The sequence below is a fragment of the Pseudomonas sp. GW823-FHT06B06 genome, assembly GCF_058795195.1.
In genome coordinates, this window is the sequence record NZ_JBXAHO010000008.1 from 100852 (window position 1) to 122481 (window position 21630).

Sequence of the window (21630 nt, forward strand, 5' to 3'; positions counted from 1 at the left end):
CTGTTTGAAACTGCTGATTCTCGATCGGGACGGGGTGATCAATTACGACTCCGACGCTTACATCAAGTCGGTGGAGGAGTGGATTCCACTCCCCGGTTCGATCGAAGCCATCGCGCAGTTGAGCAAGGCTGGCTGGACGGTGGCGGTTGCCACCAACCAGTCGGGCATCGCTCGCGGCTATTACGATCTCGCCACCCTCGACGCCATGCACGAGCGCTTGCGCTCACTGGTGGCCGAGCAGGGTGGTGAAGTCGGCCTGATCGTCTACTGCCCGCACGGGCCGGACGACGGCTGCGATTGCCGCAAACCCAAACCCGGGATGTTGAAAAGCATCGCCGCACATTACAACGTATCGCTGACTGATCTATGGTTTGTCGGCGATAGTCTCGGTGACCTGGAAGCCGCCAAAGCCGTCGATTCTCAGCCAGTTTTAGTTAAGACCGGGAAAGGCGAAAAGACTTTGGGCAAGACCCTACCGGCAGGCACTTTGATTTTCGACGATCTGGCGGCGATTGCCGCAGAACTTATCCACAATTAGAGCGCTTTCGACAGATCGGGAGTGCGCTTGAACAGTCGGGCAGTGCCCGTAACGGTAAACGTCGCCATGTCGATACTGCAGGCCATCAGAACATTTCTCTTTTACCTGCTGCTGGGCACCAGTTCCCTGCTGTGGTGCAGCCTGAGTTTTTTTATCGCGCCCTTTCTGCCGTTCAAGGCGCGCTATCGGTTCATCAACGTGTATTGGTGCCGATGCGCCTTGTGGCTGAGCAAGGTGTTCCTGGGCATTCGCTATGAAGTGAAGGGTGCCGAAAACGTTCCGGCACAGCCCTGCGTGATTCAGTCGAACCACCAGAGCACCTGGGAGACGTTCTTCCTCTCGGCCTATTTCGAGCCCTTGAGCCAGGTCCTCAAGCGCGAACTGCTCTACGTGCCTTTCTTCGGCTGGGCCATGGCCATGCTGCGCCCGATCGCCATCGACCGGGACAACCCGAAAGCGGCACTCAAGCACGTCGCCAAGAAAGGCGATGAATTGCTCAAGGATAACGTCTGGGTGCTGATTTTCCCCGAAGGCACGCGCGTTCCCTACGGCACCATCGGCAAATTCTCGCGAGGCGGTACGGCGTTGGCCGTTAATGCCGAGCTACCGGTGCTGCCGATTGCACACAACGCTGGCAAGTTCTGGCCAAAAAACGGTTGGGCGAAGAAGCAGGGTGTCATCACCGTGATCATCGGCGCGCCGATGTATGCCGAAGGAAGCGGACCACGCGCCATCGCCGATTTGAACGATCGGGTTCAGGCCTGGAACGAGCAGATGCAGCGGGAAATGGGCTCTCTGCCACCGACTCCACAAGCACCTGCTGCCAACGATCAGGTGGCTGTCTGAGGTTCTGTGGATAACCTGTGTACCGTTTGTGAGAAAAGTGCTGTTTTTTGATTCTAACTTGATGATTTATATAGATATTTCTTAAACCGTAAAAAAACCAAAAAACGTGCATAAGTTTTTTTTGGGCGCAAAAAAACCGGCTGATATAGCCGGTTTTTTTATGCCTGTAATGTGGGTGTTTCACACTTGCAGAGGATTTACTTTTTTCCACAAAAAAGGCCAACGCGCGACGTTGGCGTTTTTCGTTTGGCGATTGAACCGGGATCAGAAATCCAGGTTGGAAACCGCCAGGGCGTTGCTTTCGATGAAGTCACGGCGAGGCTCGACCGCATCACCCATCAGGGTGTTGAAGATCTGGTCCGCGCCAATGGCGTCCTCGATGGTTACTTTCAGCATCCGGCGAACGCTTGGGTCCATGGTGGTTTCCCACAGCTGGTCCGGGTTCATTTCACCCAGTCCTTTGTATCGCTGAATGGTGTGGCGCTTGGTGCTTTCAGCCATCAACCATTCCAGGGCTTCCTTGAACTCGGTGACCGCTTTCTTACGCTCGCCACGCTGGATGTACGCTCCATCGTCGAGCAGAGTGCTCAACTGAGCGCCCAGTGATACGACGGTCTTGTAGTCGTTGCTACCGAAGAAGTCGCGGTTGAACGTGACGTAGTTCGACAGGCCGTGGGAGATCAGCTCGACCTCTGGCAGCCAGACATTACGCTCACGGTCTTCACGCAGGCTGGCCTTGTAGACCAGGCCAGACTTCTCGACGGTGCGCAGACGCACTTCATACTGGGCCAGCCAATCCTGCATCGCTGCGTGATCGGACAGTTGCTCCAGGCTCACGGCCGGCAGGTAGATGAAGTGCTCGGTCAGTTCCTGTGGGTACAGGCGCGACAGACGCTTGAGGGTCTTCATCACCAGGCGGAAGTCATTCACCAGGCGCTCAAGGGCTTCGCCGGAGATACCCGGTGCCTCTTCATTCAGGTGCAGGCTCGCATCTTCCAGGGCCGACTGCGTCATGTACTCTTCCATGGCGTCGTCGTCTTTGATGTATTGCTCTTGCTTGCCCTTCTTGACCTTGTACAGCGGTGGCTGGGCAATATAGATGTAGCCGCGCTCGATCAACTCTGGGAGCTGACGGAAGAAGAACGTCAGCAGCAGGGTACGAATGTGCGAACCGTCGACGTCAGCATCGGTCATGATGATGATGTTGTGATAACGCAACTTGTCGATGTTGTACTCTTCGCGACCGATGCCGCAGCCGAGCGCGGTGATCAAGGTGCCCACTTCCTGAGACGAGATCATCTTGTCGAAACGTGCCTTCTCAACGTTCAGGATCTTACCCTTGAGCGGGAGGATCGCCTGGGTCTTGCGGTTGCGTCCCTGCTTGGCGGAGCCGCCAGCAGAGTCACCTTCCACGAGGTACAGTTCGGAGAGGGCAGGGTCCTTTTCCTGGCAGTCAGCCAGTTTGCCTGGCAGGCCGGCGATGTCCAGCGCGCCTTTGCGGCGGGTCATCTCACGGGCCTTGCGCGCCGCTTCACGAGCACGTGCCGCGTCGATCATCTTGCCGACAACCAGCTTGGCTTCGTTCGGGTTTTCCAGCAGGAAGTCGGAGAAGTACTTGCCCATTTCCTGTTCGACCGCGGTCTTCACTTCGGAAGAAACCAGCTTGTCCTTGGTCTGGGAGCTGAACTTCGGATCCGGCACTTTTACCGAAATGATCGCAGTCAGGCCTTCACGGGCATCGTCACCGGTGGTCGCGACCTTGTGCTTCTTCGCCAGGCCTTCGGCTTCAATATACGTATTGAGGTTACGCGTCAGGGCGGAACGGAAACCCACCAGGTGAGTACCGCCATCGCGCTGCGGAATGTTGTTGGTGAAGCACAACAGGTTCTCGTTGAAGCTGTCGTTCCACTGCAGGGCGATTTCTACGCCGATGCCGTCTTCGCGCTGGATGTTGAAATGGAACACCTGGTTGACCGGGGTCTTGTTGGTGTTCAGGTATTCAACGAACGCGCGCAAGCCGCCTTCGTACTTGAACAGTTCTTCCTTACCGCTGCGCTCATCCTTGAGGACGATGCCGACACCGGAGTTGAGGAAGGACAGTTCACGAATCCGCTTGGCCAGGATGTCCCAGCTGAAGTGGATGTTCTTGAAGGTTTCGCTGGAAGCCTTGAAGTGGATCTGGGTGCCGGTGGTTTCGCTGTCGCCAACGATCTTCATCGGTTCCTGCGGAACACCATGGACGTAGGTCTGTTCCCAGATCTTGCCGCTACGGCGAACGGTGAGGACGAGCTCTTCAGACAGTGCGTTCACTACCGACACGCCTACACCGTGCAGGCCGCCGGATACCTTGTAGGAGTTGTCATCGAACTTACCGCCGGCGTGCAGCACGGTCATGATGACCTCGGCTGCCGAAACGCCTTCTTCCTTGTGCACGTCTACCGGGATGCCACGACCGTTGTCTTTGACGGTGATGGATTCATCCGGGTGAATGATGATGCTGATGTCGTCGCAGTGGCCGGCGAGCGCTTCGTCGATCGAGTTATCGACCACCTCGAACACCATGTGGTGCAGACCGCTGCCATCGTCGGTGTCACCAATGTACATACCGGGACGTTTGCGTACGGCATCCAGGCCTTTCAGCACTTTAATGCTCGTTGAGTCGTACGTATTTTCTTCGCTCAATGCCTTCACTCCCGATGGTCGTGGGTCTGGGTGATACGGCCCTGTTCCACGTGGAACAGGGCGACTGGCGTTTCCGTCTGCCAGCCTTCCCTCAATAATTCGTGGTCTACACAGGTGATAAACACCTGGCAGCGTAAGTCTTCCAGCAAGCGGCAAAGCGCACGGCGATGCTGCTCGTCCAGTTCGGACGGCAAGTCATCCACCAGATAAATACACTGACCGCGTCGGGCCTGGCTGACCAGGTGACCTTGGGCAATCCGCAATGCGCAGACCACCAACTTTTGCTGTCCTCGGGACAGGATGTCCGCGGCATTGTGAGCGCCCAATCTGAGGCGCAAATCAGCTCGTTGCGGTCCTGCCTGGGTATGCCCCATCTGCTGATCCCGCTGAAGGGATCCGGCGAGCACAGCGCTCAGTTCACGGTCTTTGTCCCAGCCCCGGTAATAGCTGAGCGTTAGGCCCTCAAGCTCAACCAGTTCGCTCAAGGTCTGTTCAAACACCGGTTTCAAGGCTTTGATATAGGCGCGGCGGTATTCATCTATTTCAGCGCTGGCCTGGCACAGCTCCCTGTCCCAAACCGCTTGCGAAACGGCGTCAAGTGTACCATGCCGCAGCCAAGAGTTTCTCTGGCGCAGGGCCTTCTGCAGGCGTTGCCAGGTAGACATGAACCGAGGTTCCACGTGGAACACGCCCCAGTCGAGGAACTGTCGGCGAATCTTCGGCGCCCCCTCCAGCAAGCGGAAGCTGTCCGGGTTGATCAATTGCAGCGGCAGGATCTCGGCCAGTTGCGCCGCGCTACGCGCGTTCTGCCCGTCGATCCGGATCTGGAACTCCCCCTGGCGGTCCCGCGAAATGCCCAAGGCGCTGTGTCCGCCTTCGGCGAGTTCGACCTGGCCGAATACCGTGCACGCCAATTGTTCGTATTGAATGACAGGTAACAGGCGGGTGCTGCGAAACGAACGCGCGAGCCCCAGCAGATGAATGGCTTCCAGGACACTGGTTTTGCCGCTGCCGTTGGCGCCGTAAAGAATATTGATTCGGGGGGAGGGGGAGAAGGTCACCGGATGCAGATTGCGCACCGCGGTGACCGAGACGCGACTTAAGGACATCTAGCTTCTGCTGAACATGATTACAGGCGCATCGGCATGACGACGTAGGCCGAGTCGTCGTTGTCGGACTCTTGTACCAGCGCACTGCTGTTAGAGTCGGACAGGATCAGGCGAACCTGCTCGGTGGTCATCACGCCCAATACGTCGAGCAAGTAGCTAACGTTAAAGCCGATTTCCAGGGAGCCGCCGTTGTACTCTACGCCAACTTCTTCTTCCGCTTCCTCCTGCTCCGGGTTGTTCGCCTGGATCTTCAGCTGACCAGGGGCCAGTTGCAGGCGGATGCCGCGGTATTTCTCGTTGGACAGGATCGCCGTGCGGCTGAATGCCTCGCGCAGCGCCTGACGATCACCCAACACCAGCTTGTCCCCGCCTTTTGGCAGAACACGCTCGTAGTCCGGGAATTTGCCGTCAACCAATTTCGAGGTGAAGGTGAACTCACCGGTAGTTGCGCGAATGTGGTGCTGACCCAGGACGATGCTGACGATACCGTCCGGCTCGGTCAGCAAACGTGCCAGTTCAAGGATACCCTTGCGCGGCACAATCACCTGATGGCGGTCCGGCTGGCCGATATCAGCCTGCATCGAACACATCGCCAAGCGGTGACCATCGGTGGCCACGGCGCGAATAACGCCTGCCGAGACTTCCAGCAGCATGCCGTTGAGGTAGTACCGTACGTCCTGCTGGGCCATGGCGAAGCTGGTGCGTTCGATCAGGCGACGCAGTTTGGATTGTTCCAGGCTGCACGTCAGCGAACCCGGACCTTCTTCCACGGTAGGGAAATCGTTGGCTGGCAAGGTCGAGAGGGTGAAGCGGCTTCGACCGGCCTTCACTACCAGCTTCTGTTCATCGACCTTGATGTCGATCAGCGCGTCGTTCGGCAGGCTTTTGCAGATATCCATCAGTTTACGTGCAGGCACGGTGATGGAACCTGTTTCAGCAGGCTCTTCGAGCTGCACTCGACCAACCAGCTCGACTTCAAGGTCGGTACCGGTCAGCGACAATTGCTGGCCTTCGACAACCAGCAGCACGTTGGAGAGCACCGGCAAGGTCTGTCGGCGCTCGACGACGCCTGCGACCAGTTGCAGGGGTTTCAACAGGGCTTCGCGTTGAATGGTGAAATGCATGGTCTAGTCCCTTGCCTTAAAAGCTGCGCTGGTGTTCATCAAGTGGTCAGTGTACGCAGCAGGTTCTTGTAGTCCTCGCGGATGTCCGCGTCGGATTCCTTAAGTTCGTTGATCTTGCGGCAGGCGTGCAAAACAGTCGTGTGGTCACGCCCACCAAACACATCACCGATTTCCGGCAAGCTGTGGTTGGTCAGTTCCTTGGACAACGCCATGGCGACCTGACGTGGGCGGGCTACCGAACGTGAACGACGTTTGGACAGCAAATCCGAGATCTTGATCTTGTAGTACTCGGCGACGGTGCGCTGAATGTTATCCACAGAGACCAGTTTGTCTTGCAGCGCCAACAAATCCTTCAGGGACTCGCGGATCAGCTCAATGGTGATATCGCGACCCATGAAGTGCGAATGGGCGATCACGCGTTTGAGCGCACCTTCCAGTTCACGGACGTTGGAGCGAATGCGTTGGGCAATGAAGAACGCTGCATCGTGGGGCAGATCGACTTTGGCCTGGTCGGCTTTCTTCATCAGGATCGCGACACGGGTTTCCAGTTCCGGCGGCTCTACAGCCACCGTGAGGCCCCAGCCGAAGCGAGACTTCAGGCGCTCTTCAAGGCCTTCAATTTCTTTCGGGTAGCGGTCACTGGTAAGAATGACCTGCTGGCCACCTTCAAGCAGAGCGTTGAAGGTGTGGAAAAACTCTTCCTGGGAACGTTCCTTGCGGGCGAAGAATTGAATGTCATCGATGAGCAATGCATCCACCGAACGGTAGAAGCGCTTGAATTCATTGATCGCGTTCAACTGCAGAGCCTTGACCATGTCGGCCACGAAGCGCTCGGAATGCAGGTACACGACCTTGGCGTTCGGATTCTTCTTTAATAGGTGGTTACCCACAGCGTGCATCAAGTGGGTTTTACCCAAGCCTACACCGCCATAAAGGAACAACGGGTTGTAACCGTGCTTGGGGTTGTCCGCCACTTGCCAGGCTGCGGCCCGGGCCAGTTGGTTGGACTTACCCTCAACAAAGTTCTCGAAGGTAAAGGTGCGGTTCAGGTAGCTGGTGTGCTTGAGCGCGCCTTCAACCTGGACGGTACGTTGCTCGGCGCGAACCGGAGCCTGTTGCGAACTGGCGCCGGCCATGGGGTCGAAGCTGTCACGCGAAGGTTCTTGCTCGCTGACTTCAGCGGGCTTGGGCGTCGAACGCTTGTTCGATGGTGCAGGAGGTGGCACAGCTGCAGGCGCGGCAGCAGCCTGAACCTGGGAGGCCGCCGCTGCGGCCAGTGGCGCATTCGGCGCAGCGCGCGGAGCGGAACTGCGTTTGCTGCCTATTAATAAGGAAAGCGCAGGCGCCATACCGTTGCCGTGCTCGTCGAGCAATTCCAGGACGCGACTCAGGTATTTCTCGTTGACCCAGTCCAGGACGAAACGGTTGGGTGCATAGACACGCAACTCGTCGCCTTCGGCTTCGACCTGTAGTGGACGGATCCAAGTGTTGAATTGTTGGGCAGGCAGCTCATCGCGCAAAAGCTCCACGCACTGCTGCCAAAGTTCCACTGACACGGAGATCCCCTAAGTTGAAAGCCGGTGAGGCAAAAACAAGCGGCCATTGTAACGGCCAGACGCCGACTTATCCACACGTAGGTGAGTCGTGCACCGAGAAGAATCAAGGTTCCATACGGTAAAAAGACGACCAATGGTCTGTGCATAAGGTCTGTGGATAACCCCCTCTAAGCTCATTGCACAAGTGGGGGCGAAACTCGGTGGATAACCTGCCTGTGGATAAGGCTGCCTTTCACACACAGGTTTTCCGACAGTGCAGCACAGGCTGAACACGGTTTTCCACTGTAGTTGTCATTCTCTGTACAGCGTGTAAGACAAGGGCTTAAGGCAGTTATCCACAGATGAGGGTCGCCCTAGCCTTTATAAGCTTTACAGAAAAGCTTTAAATACTTTCCTTCTTTATTTTTATGTTTGTCGAAGGATCAGGGTCGGAGAAAACCTCTGGAGATCTATTTATAAGGAAACGTTGGTTGGAAATTGACCTAGAGGCTTGCTTTCTCTAGAATCCCCGGTCTCTTAAAACGGGGGCCATTCCGGCCCGTTGTGGACGAACCAGGTAACACGACAATGAAACGTACTTTCCAACCAAGCACTATCAAACGCGCTCGTACCCACGGTTTCCGTGCTCGCATGGCTACCAAGAACGGCCGTGCCGTTCTGTCGCGTCGTCGCGCCAAAGGTCGTGCGCGTCTGGCAGTTTGATAAGCCGGCACTGGAGGTGAGTCAGGACTTCAGTCGGGAAAAGCGTCTGCTTACTCCCCGGCATTTCAAGGCAGTCTTTGACTCCCCTACCGGCAAGGTACCGGGGAAAAATCTCCTGCTCCTTGCGCGCAACAACGATCTTGATCACCCCCGTCTCGGGCTGGTTATCGGGAAAAAGAGCGTAAAGCTCTCCGTCGAGCGCAATCGCCTCAAACGTCTGATGCGCGAATCGTTTCGCCTGAACCAGGATTTGCTGGTCGGCTGGGACATCGTTATCGTCGCGCGCAAAGGTTTGGGTGACGTAGAAAACCCCGAATTGATTCAGCATTTCGGCAAACTCTGGAAGCGTCTGGCACGCAGCACGCCGGTACCAGCAGTCAAAACCGAAACTGTAGGGGTAGACAGTCCAGATGCGTAAACTGGCACTCGTTCCGATCCAGTTTTATCGCTACGCCATTAGTCCCCTAATGGCCAGTCACTGTCGTTTCTACCCCAGTTGTTCCTGCTACGCGTTAGAAGCCATTGAAAATCATGGCCTTCTGCGCGGTGGCTGGCTGACCTTTCGTCGTTTAGGTCGCTGTCATCCGTGGAATCCCGGTGGTTATGACCCGGTTCCATCTATCCCTACCTCCCGTTCTTCTTCGATGGCCGAGTAATCATGGATATCAAACGCACGATCCTGATCGTCGCCCTGGCAATCGTGTCCTACGTTATGGTTCTTAAATGGAACCAGGACTATGGCCAAGCTGCCTTGCCGACTCAGAATGTTGCTTCCAGTACGACCGCACCGGGCCTCCCGGATACGGGCACTGGCAATAAAGCGTCCGTCAGTGACGACATTCCACACGCCGCAAACGATACCAGCGCACCTGCCGAAACTCCGGTTGCTGCAAGCACCGACCTCATCCAGATCAAAACGGATGTGCTCGATCTGGCCATCGATCCACAAGGTGGTGATGTCGCCCAACTGAGATTGCCGCTGTATCCACGTCGCCAGGACCATCCGGAAATTCCATTCCAGTTGTTCGACAACGGCAACGAGCGGACTTATCTGGCGCAAAGTGGCCTGATTGGCAGCAACGGCCCGGATGCAAGTCCTGCCGGTCGTCCGGTTTACTCGGCGGAGAAGAAGGTTTATCAACTGGCTGATGGCCAGGACCAACTGGTCGTGGACCTGAAGTTCAGCAAGGACGGCGTCAACTACATCAAGCGTTTCACCCTGAAACGCGGCCTGTATGACGTAACCGTTTCCTACCTGATCGACAACCAGAGCGCACAGCCCTGGTCCGGTGCAATGTTTGCGCAATTGAAGCGTGACGCCAGCTCCGATCCATCTTCCAGCACCGCCACTGGCACCGCGACTTATCTGGGCGCTGCCCTGTGGACAAGTAACGAGCCGTACAAAAAAGTGTCGATGAGCGACATGGATAAGGCTCAGCTGAAAGAAACCGTCACCGGTGGTTGGGTTGCCTGGTTGCAACACTACTTCGTGACCGCGTGGATTCCGGCGAAGGGCGAAAACAACGTCGTCCAGACCCGTAAAGACAGCAAAGGCAACTACATCATCGGTTACACCGGTCCTTCGTTGACCGTTGCTCCGGGTGCCAAGGCTGAAACCAGCGCTGTGCTGTACGCCGGTCCGAAAAGCCAGGCTGTCCTGAAAGAGTTGTCCCCAGGCCTGGAACTGACCGTCGACTACGGCATCCTGTGGTTTATCGCGCAACCGATCTTCTGGCTGCTGCAACACATCCACGCGATTGTGGGTAACTGGGGCTGGTCGATCATCTTCCTGACCATGCTGATCAAGGGGATCTTCTTCCCTCTGTCGGCTGCCAGCTACAAATCCATGGCGCGCATGCGTGCAGTAGCACCGAAACTGGCTGCACTGAAAGAGCAACATGGCGATGACCGGCAGAAAATGTCGCAAGCCATGATGGAGCTGTACAAGAAAGAGAAGATCAATCCGCTGGGTGGTTGCTTGCCAATCCTCGTGCAGATGCCGGTATTCCTTTCGCTGTACTGGGTTCTGCTGGAAAGCGTTGAAATGCGCCAGGCGCCGTTCATGCTGTGGATTACCGACCTGTCGATCAAGGATCCGTTCTTCATTCTGCCGATCATCATGGGTGCAACCATGTTCATCCAGCAGCAGTTGAACCCGACTCCACCGGATCCGATGCAGGCCAAGGTGATGAAGCTGATGCCAATCATCTTCACCTTCTTCTTCCTGTGGTTCCCGGCCGGTCTGGTACTGTACTGGGTAGTGAACAACTGCCTGTCGATCGCCCAACAGTGGTACATCACTCGTAAGATCGAAGCAGCTGCCAAAGCGACTGCCTGACTTACACTGTGGGTAACCACTCAAAACGCCCCCTAGTGGGGCGTTTTGCTATCTGTCACTTTTGTCTGGATACCGGTTTATGAGCGCTCCTCGTGAAACCATTGCCGCCGTCGCCACCGCTCAAGGTCGGGGTGGTGTAGGCATCGTTCGTATTTCCGGGCCGTTGGCCAGCGTTGCGGCCGTGGCCTTTAGCGGTCGTGTACTCAAACCGCGATTCGCTCACTATGGACCGTTTCTTGGTGAAAACGACGAAGTGCTCGATCAGGGCATCGCGTTGTATTTTCCAGGACCGAACTCTTTCACTGGCGAAGATGTATTGGAGTTACAGGGGCACGGAGGCCCGGTTGTCCTGGATATGCTGCTTCAACGCTGTCTTGAACTCGGCTGTCGTCTGGCCCGACCGGGAGAATTCAGCGAACGTGCGTTCCTGAACGATAAGCTCGACTTGGCCCAGGCCGAAGCCATCGCCGACCTGATCGAAGCCAGTTCTGCACAGGCGGCTCGCAACGCATTGCGCTCCCTGCAAGGCGCCTTTTCGGCTCGTGTGCATAACCTCACGGAACAACTCATCGGGTTGCGTATTTATGTCGAAGCGGCGATCGATTTTCCGGAAGAGGAAATCGACTTCCTGGCCGACGGCCACGTACTGGGCATGCTCGACAAAGTGCGCGATGAGTTATCCACCGTGATGCGGGAGGCCGGACAGGGCGCCTTGCTGCGCGACGGCATGACCGTGGTCATCGCCGGTCGTCCGAATGCGGGTAAGTCCAGCCTGCTCAATGCGCTGGCCGGCCGTGAAGCGGCCATCGTCACCGAGATCGCCGGCACCACGCGGGACGTCCTTCGCGAACATATCCACATCGATGGCATGCCGCTGCACGTGGTGGATACTGCCGGGTTGCGCGATACCGATGACCATGTGGAAAAAATTGGGGTGGAGCGGGCATTGAAAGCCATCGGCGAGGCCGATCGGGTGCTGCTCGTTGTCGATGCAACCGCGCCGGAAGCGCTCGATCCTTTCGCACTATGGCCTGAGTTCCTTGAAACCCGCCCCGATCCGGCGAAAGTAACGTTGATCCGCAACAAAGCCGACCTTACAGGCGAGGCCATGGCCCTGGAAGTCAGCGATGACGGACACGTCACCATTAGCCTCAGCGCCAAGTCTGCAGGTGTTGGCCTGGAGTTGCTGCGCGACCACCTGAAGGCTTGCATGGGCTACGAACAGACCTCGGAAAGCAGTTTCAGTGCTCGCAGGCGCCACCTGGAAGCATTGCGTCATGCCAGTGCATCCCTTGAGCACGGCCGCGCGCAATTGACCCTGGCGGGTGCCGGCGAATTACTTGCCGAGGATTTGCGCCAGGCTCAGCAGTCGCTGGGAGAAATCACCGGTGCATTCAGCTCCGATGACCTGTTGGGACGAATTTTTTCCAGCTTCTGCATCGGTAAATAGTCTTTCTGTTATCTACAGGCAGGCCGTCCTGGCCTGTCTGCCCCCTCCATTTTCAAAACCATCCCCTCCAGTGCCGAGCAGATTTTTCTGCTTGAGCGGTTTTTCCTTGCCCGAATTTCCTTCGATCGACGCTTTTCTGTGGATTAAGCCCTGTTAATAACCGCGGCTAAGGGCAGTTGATAACAGGGCCTCAAAACTGAAGATAACCGCCCCTGTGGATAAGCGCCACATTCATCCACAGGCTTTAACCGGTTATCCAAGGGCCTCATTGGCACATGACCACAGGGTTTTGAAACTCTGTACACAACGTATTTATTGGGCTGTAGAAATCTATCCACAGAAAGGTCGGTCAGTAGAAATAAACATAAAAACAAAGATTTAATAAATTTCTCTCTTTTTAATTTCTATAACCGCCACTTTTCCACAGCTGGTTAAATTTTGTGCAAAGGGTTCTTTAGGAAGGGCGAAGTCCCTATACTTGTCGACCAGGTCCGAAAACCTGAGCTCAAACTATTCCTGAATTACCTACTTAAGCAGGCACGAGGTGCGTGGTGGATTTCCCTTCCCGTTTTGAAGTGATCGTCATCGGCGGCGGTCATGCCGGTACCGAGGCAGCACTGGCCTCAGCACGTATGGGGGTCAAGACCCTATTGCTGACGCATAACGTGGAAACCCTCGGTGCCATGAGTTGCAACCCGGCCATTGGCGGGATAGGCAAAAGCCATCTGGTCAAGGAAATCGACGCCCTCGGCGGTGCGATGGCCATTGCTACCGATAAGGGCGGCATCCAGTTTCGCGTGTTGAATAGCCGCAAAGGCCCAGCCGTACGTGCAACCCGCGCTCAGGCGGATCGGGTTCTGTACAAGGCGGCCGTACGCGAAATCCTGGAAAACCAGCCGAACCTGTGGATATTTCAACAGGCAGCTGATGACTTGATCGTCGAGCAAGAACAAGTCCGTGGTGTTGTCACCCAAATGGGCCTGCGTTTCCTCGCCGATTCGGTCGTCTTGACCACAGGTACCTTCCTTGGCGGACTTATCCACATCGGTTTGCAGAATTTCTCCGGCGGTCGCGCTGGTGATCCGCCATCGATTGCGCTAGCTCAGCGTCTTCGAGAATTGCCACTGCGTGTTGGTCGCCTGAAAACCGGAACACCGCCGCGTATCGACGCACGGTCCGTGGATTTTTCCGTGATGACCGAGCAAGCAGGCGATACGCCGATTCCGGTGATGTCGTTCATGGGGTCCAAAGAGCAGCATCCGCGACAGGTCAGTTGCTGGATTACCCACACCAATGCACGCACTCACGAAATCATTGCCGCGAACCTCGACCGTTCGCCGATGTATTCCGCTGCTGGTGAGATCGAAGGTATCGGCCCGCGTTATTGCCCGTCGATCGAAGACAAGATCCATCGGTTTGCTGACAAGCAGAGCCATCAGGTCTTCATCGAACCGGAAGGCTTGACGACAAACGAGCTGTACCCAAACGGAATTTCCACTTCCTTGCCGTTCGATGTGCAATTGCAGATCGTGCAATCGATCCGCGGCATGGAAAACGCACACATCGTGCGTCCGGGCTACGCGATCGAATACGACTATTTCGACCCGCGTGACCTGAAGTACAGCCTGGAAACCAAAGTCATCGGTGGTCTGTTTTTTGCCGGGCAAATCAATGGCACCACCGGTTACGAAGAAGCCGGCGCCCAGGGTTTGCTGGCCGGGACCAACGCCGCACTGCGTGCCCAAGGAAAAGATGCCTGGTGCCCGCGTCGGGACGAAGCCTACATCGGCGTATTGGTCGACGACCTGATTACGCTCGGGACCCAGGAGCCGTACCGGATGTTTACCTCCCGTGCCGAATATCGCCTGATCCTGCGTGAAGACAACGCTGACCTGCGCTTGACCGAAAAAGGCCGCGAATTGGGTCTTGTCGATGACGCGCGTTGGGCGGCGTTCTGCAAAAAACGCGAAAGCATCGAGCTGGAAGAGCAGCGTCTGAAAAGCACCTGGGTACGGCCGGGCACCGAACAGGGCGATGCGATTGCCGAAAAATTCGGTACGCCACTGACCCATGAATACAACTTGCTCAATCTGCTGAGCCGTCCGGAAATCGACTACGCTGGTCTGATCGCCGTGACCGGTGAGGGCGCAGAAGATCCACAGGTTGCCGAGCAGGTCGAAATCAAGACCAAGTACGCGGGTTACATCGACCGCCAGCAGGATGAAATCGCGCGTTTGCGGGCCAGCGAAGACACCAAACTGCCTGTGGATATCGATTACACGAACATTTCCGGTCTGTCCAAAGAGATCCAGAGCAAGCTCGGCGCGACCCGTCCAGAGACATTGGGTCAGGCGTCACGCATCCCGGGCGTGACACCAGCAGCCATTTCCCTGTTGATGATTCATCTGAAAAAACGCGGCGCGGGCCGTCAGTTGGAGCAAAGCGCTTGAGTTCGTTGGTCACCCCGCAACACGCAGAAGAGTTATCCACAGGCGCTCGTCAGCTCGGTGTCGCCCTGACCGAAACCCAGCATGCACAGCTGCTGGGTTATCTGGCCCTGTTGATAAAATGGAACAAGGCCTACAACCTCACCGCGGTCCGCGATCCTGACGAAATGGTGTCCCGTCATTTGCTCGATAGTCTGAGCGTGATGTCGTTCGTCGAAAACGGTCGCTGGCTCGACGTTGGAAGCGGTGGCGGTATGCCGGGCATTCCCCTGGCCATCCTCTTTCCCGAGTCACAAGTGACCTGCCTGGACAGCAACGGCAAGAAAACCCGCTTCCTGACCCAGGTCAAACTCGAGCTGAAACTGGATAACCTGCAAGTTATCCACAGTCGCGTCGAAGCGTTCCAGCCTGCACAACCCTTCAACGGGATCATCTCCCGGGCCTTCAGCAGCATGGAAAACTTCAGCAACTGGACGCGCCACCTCGGTGACACCGATACACGCTGGCTGGCAATGAAGGGCGTTCATCCCGCCGATGAGCTGGTAGCATTGCCGACAGACTTCCACCTCGATAGCGAACACGCCCTGGCCGTTCCTGGTTGCCAAGGCCAACGCCATCTGCTGATACTGCGCCGCACGGCATGATTGGGAACACAAGCAAGAATGGCTAAGGTATTCGCGATAGCGAACCAAAAGGGTGGTGTGGGCAAGACCACCACCTGTATCAACCTCGCAGCATCCCTGGTCGCAACCAAGCGTCGGGTATTGCTGATCGATCTCGATCCACAGGGCAACGCCACCATGGGTAGCGGTGTGGATAAACACGGCCTGGAAAACTCGGTCTATGACCTGTTGATCGGGGAATGCGACCTGGCCCAGGCCATGCATTTCTCCGAGCACGGCGGTTACCAGCTGTTGCCGGCCAACCGGGACCTGACCGCGGCCGAAGTGGTTCTGCTGGAAATGCAGATGAAGGAGAGCCGCCTGCGCAGTGCGTTGGCGCCGATCCGCGAAAACTACGATTACATTTTGATCGACTGCCCGCCGTCACTCTCGATGCTGACCTTGAACGCACTGGTAGCCGCCGACGGGGTGATTATCCCCATGCAGTGTGAGTATTTCGCACTTGAAGGCTTGAGCGACCTTGTGGATAACATCAAGCGCATCGCCGAGCTGCTCAATCCGAACCTCAAGGTTGAAGGCCTGTTGCGTACGATGTACGACCCGCGCCTGAGCCTGATGAACGATGTATCGGCCCAGCTCAAGGAACACTTCGGCGATCAGCTGTACGACACGGTCATTCCGCGCAACATTCGCCTGGCGGAAGCGCCGAGCTACGGCATGCCGGCCCTGGCGTACGACAAATCATCGCGCGGTGCCGTGGCCTATTTGGCCCTGGCGGGCGAAATGGTCCGTCGCCAACGCAAAAACTCACGCATCGCCGCTGCTCAGGCAACTTAAGGAATCCCCATGGCCGTCAAGAAACGAGGTCTCGGACGTGGACTGGATGCACTGCTGAGTGGTCCGAGTGTCAGCGCGCTGGAAGAACAGGCGGTGCAGGCCGATCAGCGAGAGCTGCAGCACCTGCCGCTGGATCTGCTGCAGCGCGGCAAGTACCAGCCGCGTCGCGATATGGATCCCCAGGCGCTCGAAGAGCTGGCGCAATCGATCAAGGCACAAGGCGTGATGCAGCCGATCGTTGTGCGGCCGATCGGTAGTGGTCGCTACGAAATCATTGCCGGGGAACGCCGCTGGCGTGCCAGCCAGCAAGCTGGCCAGGAAACCATCCCGGCGATGGTGCGTGATGTACCGGATGAAACCGCGATCGCCATTGCGCTGATCGAGAACATCCAGCGCGAAGATCTCAATCCGATCGAAGAAGCGGTGGCCTTGCAGCGCCTGCAGACCGAATTCCAGCTGACCCAGCAACAAGTCGCCGAAGCCGTGGGCAAGTCCCGGGTAACCGTGGCCAACCTGCTACGCTTGATTTCGCTGCCGGAAGTCATCAAGACCATGCTGTCCCACGGTGACCTGGAAATGGGTCATGCGCGTGCATTGCTCGGTTTGCCGGATAATCAGCAGGTTGAAGGGGCGCGACATGTTGTCGCACGCGGACTGACCGTGCGCCAGACTGAAGCACTGGTTCGCCAGTGGTTGAGTGGCAAACCGGAGCCCGTGGAACCCTCGAAACCGGACCCGGATATTGCTCGCCTGGAACAGCGCCTGGCCGAGCGCCTAGGCTCTGCGGTGCAGATCCGCCACGGGAAGAAGGGTAAAGGACAACTGGTTATCGGCTACAACTCTTTGGATGAACTTCAGGGTGTGCTCGCACACATTCGCTGAAACAATTCCTTATGTAGCGCGCAGTCGGAAATCACTACCTGACAGTTGAATAGGGGCAGAACCGCCCCTATACTCTGCGCGCATTTTGTCGGCACAAATTATGCCAAGTTATTGAATTCTGGCAGCCGACCATTGGAGAGCAATAGTGATGGAAACCCGCACGCCAAACCGCTTGCCCTTCCATCGCCTGGCAGTTTTTCCGGTGTTAATGGCTCAATTTGTCGTTTTGCTGATTGCTGCTTTGGCGCTCTGGCAATGGCATGGAGTCGTTGCCGGGTACTCGGGACTTTGCGGAGGCCTGATAGCCTTGCTGCCCAATGTTTATTTTGCTCACAGGGCATTTCGGTTTTCCGGCGCCCGAGCAGCCCAGTCCATCGTCCGGTCTTTTTATGCCGGCGAGGCAGGCAAACTGATTTTGACGGCAGTGCTGTTTGCACTGGTGTTCGCAGGTGTGAAGCCACTGGCACCGATTGCAGTATTCGGTGTCTTCGTGCTGACTCAGTCAGTCAGCTGGTTCGCTCCCCTGCTGATGAGAACAAGACTTTCGAGACCTTAGGGCGTTTGAGGCAACCATGGCAGAAACAACCGCTTCGGGCTATATCCAGCACCACTTGCAGAACCTGACCTTCGGTCAGCACCCTACCGGCGGCTGGGGCTTTGCCCACACCGCAGCAGAAGCCAAGGAAATGGGCTTCTGGGCTTTCCACGTCGATACCCTCGGCTGGTCGGTCGCATTGGGTCTGATCTTCGTTCTTCTTTTCCGCATGGCGGCAAAGAAAGCGACTTCCGGGCAACCAGGTGCTTTGCAGAACTTCGTTGAAGTATTGGTCGAATTCGTCGATGGCAGCGTGAAAGACAGCTTCCATGGCCGTAGCCCGGTGATTGCACCGCTGGCACTGACCATCTTCGTCTGGGTGTTCCTGATGAACGCCGTCGACCTGGTACCGGTCGACTGGATTCCTCAGCTGGCCATCCTGATCTCCGGCGACTCCCACATCCCGTTCCGCGCCGTGTCGACGACCGACCCGAACGCGACCCTGGGCATGGCGTTCTCGGTTTTCGCACTGATCATTTTCTATAGCATCAAGGTCAAGGGCCTCGGCGGTTTCATCGGCGAGCTGACCCTGCACCCGTTCGGCAGCAAGAACATCTTCGTTCAGGCCCTGCTGATCCCGGTGAACTTCCTGCTGGAATTCGTGACCCTGATCGCCAAGCCGATCTCCCTGGCCCTGCGTCTGTTCGGCAACATGTATGCCGGCGAACTGGTGTTCATTCTGATCGCTGTGATGTTCGGCAGCGGCCTGCTCTGGCTTAGTGGCCTGGGCGTTGTTCTGCAGTGGGCGTGGGCTGTGTTCCACATCCTGATCATTACCCTGCAGGCGTTCATCTTCATGATGCTGACCATTGTTTACCTGTCGATGGCGCACGAAGAAAACCATTAAGACCAGTCTCGACTAGTCTGATGTCCCTCCTGGTCAAACGGGAGGGTGCTCCTCACGGGGCATCTGAAACGATTTGTTTTACCGCTTTAAATTAAAAAAACCTAAACCATACGACGTAAAAGTCGGGAGGAAAGATGGAAACTGTAGTTGGTCTAACCGCTATCGCTGTTGCACTGTTGATCGGCCTGGGCGCACTGGGTACCGCAATTGGTTTCGGCCTGTTGGGTGGCAAGTTCCTGGAAGGCGCAGCGCGTCAGCCAGAAATGGTTCCAATGCTGCAAGTTAAAATGTTCATCGTTGCCGGTCTGCTCGACGCCGTAACCATGATCGGTGTTGGTATCGCTCTGTTCTTCACCTTTGCGAACCCGTTCGTTGGTCAAATCGCTGGCTGATTACTCGGATCTTCCGGGTAATTTGGTGTGATGGACAACGTAACTGCGAGGTGTTGGCGTGAACATTAATGCGACCCTGATTGGCCAGTCCGTTGCGTTCCTGATTTTTGTACTGTTCTGCATGAAGTTCGTATGGCCTCCGGTCATTGCGGCATTGCACGAACGTCAAAAGAAGATCGCTGATGGTCTGGACGCTGCCAGCCGTGCAGCTCGCGACCTGGAGTTGGCCCAAGAGAAAGCGGGTCAGCAACTGCGCGAAGCGAAAGCTCAGGCAGCTGAAATCATCGAGCAAGCCAAGAAACGCGGTAATCAGATTGTTGAAGAGGCTGTTGAAAAAGCCCGTATCGACGCTGACCGTGTGAAGGTTCAGGCTCAGGCCGAGATCGAACAGGAACTGAACAGTGTCAAAGACGCGCTGCGTGCCCAAGTGGGCTTGCTGGCAGTCGGCGGCGCCGAGAAGATCCTGGGTGCCACAATCGATCAAAACGCGCACGCAGAGCTGGTTAACCAACTGGCTGCTGAAATCTAAGCGAGGGCGATCATGGCAGAACTGACCACGTTGGCCCGACCTTACGCTAAGGCGGCCTTCGAGCACGCTCAGGCCCACCAGCAACTGGCCAATTGGTCAGCCATGCTCGGCCTGGCAGCAGCGGTATCGCAAGACGATACCCTGCAGCGCGTGCTCAAGGCCCCGCGACTGACGAGCGCAGAAAAGGCCGCCACGTTCATTGACGTGTGCGGCGACAAGTTCGATGCCAAGGCACAGAATTTCATCAACGTCGTTGCCGAAAACGACCGTCTCCCGCTGTTGCCGGAGATTTCCGCTCTGTTCGACCTGTACAAGGCCGAGCAAGAGAAGTCGGTAGACGTTGAAGTGACCAGTGCATTTGCATTGAACCAAGAACAGCAAGACAAACTCGCCAAGGTTCTCAGTGCACGACTCAACCGGGAAGTGCGCCTGCAAGTTGCGGAGGATGCCGCCCTGATAGGTGGTGTCGTAATCCGCGCCGGCGACCTGGTTATCGATGGCTCGATTCGCGGCAAAATCGCGAAACTTGCCGAAGCATTGAAATCTTGAGTTTGAAGGGGCAGCAGAGCAATGCAGCAACTCAATCCTTCCGAAATAAGTGAAATTATCAAGGGCCGCATCGACAAGCTCGATGTGACCTCCCAAGCCCGTAACGAAGGCACTGTCGTCAGCGTATCTGACGGCATCGTGCGGATTCACGGTCTGGCCGACGTCATGTACGGCGAGATGATCGAGTTTCCGGGCGGCGTCTACGGTATGGCCCTCAACCTGGAGCAAGACTCCGTAGGTGCCGTTGTTTTGGGCGCATACCAGTCTCTGGCTGAAGGCATGAGCGCCAAGTGCACCGGCCGCATCCTCGAAGTTCCAGTTGGTAAGGAACTGCTGGGTCGCGTAGTCGACGCACTGGGTAACCCTGTTGACGGCAAAGGTCCACTGGGCAACACCGAGACCGACGCGGTCGAGAAAGTTGCTCCAGGCGTGATCTGGCGTAAGTCGGTAGACCAGCCTGTACAGACTGGCTACAAGGCTGTCGATGCCATGATCCCTGTCGGCCGTGGCCAGCGTGAGCTGATCATCGGTGACCGTCAGATCGGTAAAACCGCTCTGGCGATCGACGCGATCATCAACCAGAAGAACAGCGGCATTTTCTGCGTATACGTAGCCATTGGTCAGAAGCAATCGACCATCGCCAACGTGGTTCGCAAGCTGGAAGAAAACGGCGCCCTGGCCAACACGATCATCGTGGCTGCCAGTGCTTCGGAATCTCCTGCGCTGCAATTCCTGGCACCGTACTCCGGTTGCACCATGGGTGAATTCTTCCGCGACCGCGGTGAAGACGCGCTGATCGTTTATGACGATCTGTCCAAGCAAGCAGTGGCTTACCGCCAGATTTCCCTGCTGCTGCGCCGTCCACCAGGCCGTGAAGCTTACCCAGGCGACGTGTTCTATCTCCACTCCCGTCTGCTGGAGCGCGCATCCCGCGTTTCGGAAGAGTACGTAGAGAAGTTCACCAACGGCGCAGTGACCGGCAAAACCGGTTCCCTGACCGCACTGCCGATCATCGAAACCCAGGCTGGCGACGTTTCCGCGTTCGTTCCGACCAACGTGATTTCCATCACCGACGGTCAGATCTTCCTGGAATCGGCCATGTTCAACTCGGGCATCCGTCCTGCAGTGAACGCCGGTGTTTCGGTATCCCGTGTGGGTGGTGCCGCTCAGACCAAGATCATCAAGAAGCTGTCCGGTGGTATCCGTACCGCTCTGGCTCAGTACCGTGAACTGGCGGCATTCGCCCAGTTCGCTTCTGACCTGGACGAAGCGACCCGTAAGCAACTTGAGCATGGTCAGCGCGTTACCGAGCTGATGAAGCAGAAGCAATACGCCCCAATGTCGATCGCTGACATGGCGTTGTCGCTGTATGCCGCTGAGCGTGGGTTCCTGACTGACGTCGAAATCGCCAAGGTCGGCAGCTTTGAACAAGCGCTGATTGCTTACTTCAACCGCGATCACGCCGAATTGATGGCGAAGATCAACGTGAAGGGTGACTTCAATGACGATATCGACGCTGGCATGAAAGCCGGTATCGAGAAGTTCAAGGCCACCCAAACCTGGTAAGCCGCAGCGGGAGCCGCA

General features: G+C 56.7%; 21 protein-coding genes. 17 read left to right on the top strand and 4 right to left on the bottom strand.

Annotated elements, in window-relative coordinates:
* Positions 1-4: 4 nt before the first annotated feature.
* Together gmhB and AC1Q8Q_RS09530 are read left to right on the top strand one after the other, a co-directional pair.
* Positions 5-538: a D-glycero-beta-D-manno-heptose 1,7-bisphosphate 7-phosphatase gene (gene gmhB / locus AC1Q8Q_RS09525; RefSeq protein ID WP_033045461.1), complete on the top strand. Its 534-nt coding sequence runs from the start codon at positions 5-7 to the stop codon at positions 536-538.
* 66 nt (positions 539-604) lie between these two features.
* Positions 605-1384, top strand: a complete 780-nt coding sequence (locus AC1Q8Q_RS09530; RefSeq protein ID WP_020797994.1) for a lysophospholipid acyltransferase family protein — start codon at positions 605-607, stop codon at positions 1382-1384.
* 264 nt (positions 1385-1648) lie between these two features.
* Here AC1Q8Q_RS09530 and gyrB read toward each other — a convergent pair whose 3' ends face one another.
* Genes gyrB through dnaA form a run of 4 tightly spaced genes read right to left on the bottom strand, consistent with a single transcriptional unit; the run spans position 1649 to position 7855 of the window.
* Positions 1649-4066 carry a DNA topoisomerase (ATP-hydrolyzing) subunit B gene (gyrB, locus tag AC1Q8Q_RS09535; RefSeq protein WP_033041074.1) on the bottom strand — a complete coding sequence of 806 codons (2418 nt, stop codon included), beginning with the start codon at positions 4064-4066 and terminating at the stop codon, positions 1649-1651.
* A 5-nt stretch (positions 4067-4071) separates the two neighbouring features.
* Positions 4072-5175, bottom strand: coding sequence for a DNA replication/repair protein RecF (gene recF / locus AC1Q8Q_RS09540; RefSeq protein ID WP_008064628.1), 1104 nt, complete (start codon positions 5173-5175; stop codon positions 4072-4074).
* Positions 5176-5195: 20 nt separating this feature from the next.
* Positions 5196-6299, bottom strand: a complete 1104-nt coding sequence (gene dnaN / locus AC1Q8Q_RS09545; RefSeq protein WP_020797992.1) for a DNA polymerase III subunit beta — start codon at positions 6297-6299, stop codon at positions 5196-5198.
* Positions 6300-6337: 38 nt separating this feature from the next.
* Complete coding sequence (gene dnaA, locus AC1Q8Q_RS09550; RefSeq protein WP_033041071.1) at positions 6338-7855, bottom strand: chromosomal replication initiator protein DnaA; 1518 nt, start codon at positions 7853-7855, stop codon at positions 6338-6340.
* A gap of 567 nt (positions 7856-8422) precedes the next feature.
* On the opposite strand from dnaA, the gene rpmH reads away from it, so the two are divergent.
* The 15 genes from rpmH (at position 8423) to atpA (ending at position 21612) form a co-directional block, all read left to right on the top strand.
* Positions 8423-8557 carry a 50S ribosomal protein L34 gene (gene rpmH / locus AC1Q8Q_RS09555; protein WP_003213577.1) on the top strand — a complete coding sequence of 45 codons (135 nt, stop codon included), beginning with the start codon at positions 8423-8425 and terminating at the stop codon, positions 8555-8557.
* Between the two features lie 16 nt (positions 8558-8573).
* A complete protein-coding gene (gene rnpA / locus AC1Q8Q_RS09560; RefSeq protein ID WP_197677877.1) occupies positions 8574-8975 on the top strand; it encodes a ribonuclease P protein component in 402 nt (133 codons plus the stop codon).
* Positions 8968-9213 (top strand): membrane protein insertion efficiency factor YidD, encoded by a 246-nt coding sequence (yidD, locus tag AC1Q8Q_RS09565; protein ID WP_080725322.1) that lies wholly within the window; start codon positions 8968-8970, stop codon positions 9211-9213. The genes rnpA and yidD overlap by 8 nt, the downstream gene beginning before the upstream one ends.
* 2 nt (positions 9214-9215) lie before the next feature.
* A complete protein-coding gene (yidC, locus tag AC1Q8Q_RS09570) occupies positions 9216-10895 on the top strand; it encodes a membrane protein insertase YidC (RefSeq protein WP_492614994.1) in 1680 nt (559 codons plus the stop codon).
* A gap of 79 nt (positions 10896-10974) precedes the next feature.
* Positions 10975-12345 carry a tRNA uridine-5-carboxymethylaminomethyl(34) synthesis GTPase MnmE gene (mnmE, locus tag AC1Q8Q_RS09575; protein ID WP_020797989.1) on the top strand — a complete coding sequence of 457 codons (1371 nt, stop codon included), beginning with the start codon at positions 10975-10977 and terminating at the stop codon, positions 12343-12345.
* A 551-nt stretch (positions 12346-12896) separates the two neighbouring features.
* Positions 12897-14795 (top strand): tRNA uridine-5-carboxymethylaminomethyl(34) synthesis enzyme MnmG, encoded by a 1899-nt coding sequence (mnmG, locus tag AC1Q8Q_RS09580; protein WP_168757024.1) that lies wholly within the window; start codon positions 12897-12899, stop codon positions 14793-14795.
* Positions 14792-15436, top strand: a complete 645-nt coding sequence (gene rsmG / locus AC1Q8Q_RS09585; protein ID WP_008064612.1) for a 16S rRNA (guanine(527)-N(7))-methyltransferase RsmG — start codon at positions 14792-14794, stop codon at positions 15434-15436. Before mnmG ends, rsmG begins: the two co-directional genes overlap by 4 nt.
* 18 nt (positions 15437-15454) lie before the next feature.
* A complete protein-coding gene (locus tag AC1Q8Q_RS09590; protein ID WP_008064610.1) occupies positions 15455-16252 on the top strand; it encodes a ParA family protein in 798 nt (265 codons plus the stop codon).
* Positions 16253-16261: 9 nt separating this feature from the next.
* Positions 16262-17134 (top strand): ParB/RepB/Spo0J family partition protein, encoded by an 873-nt coding sequence (locus AC1Q8Q_RS09595; RefSeq protein ID WP_008064607.1) that lies wholly within the window; start codon positions 16262-16264, stop codon positions 17132-17134.
* 148 nt (positions 17135-17282) lie between these two features.
* Positions 17283-17690, top strand: a complete 408-nt coding sequence (locus AC1Q8Q_RS09600) for a F0F1 ATP synthase subunit I (RefSeq protein WP_008064605.1) — start codon at positions 17283-17285, stop codon at positions 17688-17690.
* 16 nt (positions 17691-17706) lie between these two features.
* Positions 17707-18576, top strand: coding sequence for a F0F1 ATP synthase subunit A (gene atpB / locus AC1Q8Q_RS09605; RefSeq protein ID WP_020797986.1), 870 nt, complete (start codon positions 17707-17709; stop codon positions 18574-18576).
* A gap of 134 nt (positions 18577-18710) precedes the next feature.
* Positions 18711-18968, top strand: a complete 258-nt coding sequence (atpE, locus tag AC1Q8Q_RS09610; protein ID WP_003097235.1) for a F0F1 ATP synthase subunit C — start codon at positions 18711-18713, stop codon at positions 18966-18968.
* Between the two features lie 58 nt (positions 18969-19026).
* Positions 19027-19497 carry a F0F1 ATP synthase subunit B gene (locus tag AC1Q8Q_RS09615; RefSeq protein ID WP_008064601.1) on the top strand — a complete coding sequence of 157 codons (471 nt, stop codon included), beginning with the start codon at positions 19027-19029 and terminating at the stop codon, positions 19495-19497.
* A 12-nt stretch (positions 19498-19509) separates the two neighbouring features.
* Positions 19510-20046 carry a F0F1 ATP synthase subunit delta gene (locus AC1Q8Q_RS09620; RefSeq protein WP_008064599.1) on the top strand — a complete coding sequence of 179 codons (537 nt, stop codon included), beginning with the start codon at positions 19510-19512 and terminating at the stop codon, positions 20044-20046.
* 21 nt (positions 20047-20067) lie between these two features.
* Complete coding sequence (gene atpA, locus AC1Q8Q_RS09625) at positions 20068-21612, top strand: F0F1 ATP synthase subunit alpha (RefSeq protein ID WP_020797985.1); 1545 nt, start codon at positions 20068-20070, stop codon at positions 21610-21612.
* The last annotated feature ends 18 nt before the right edge of the window (positions 21613-21630 follow it).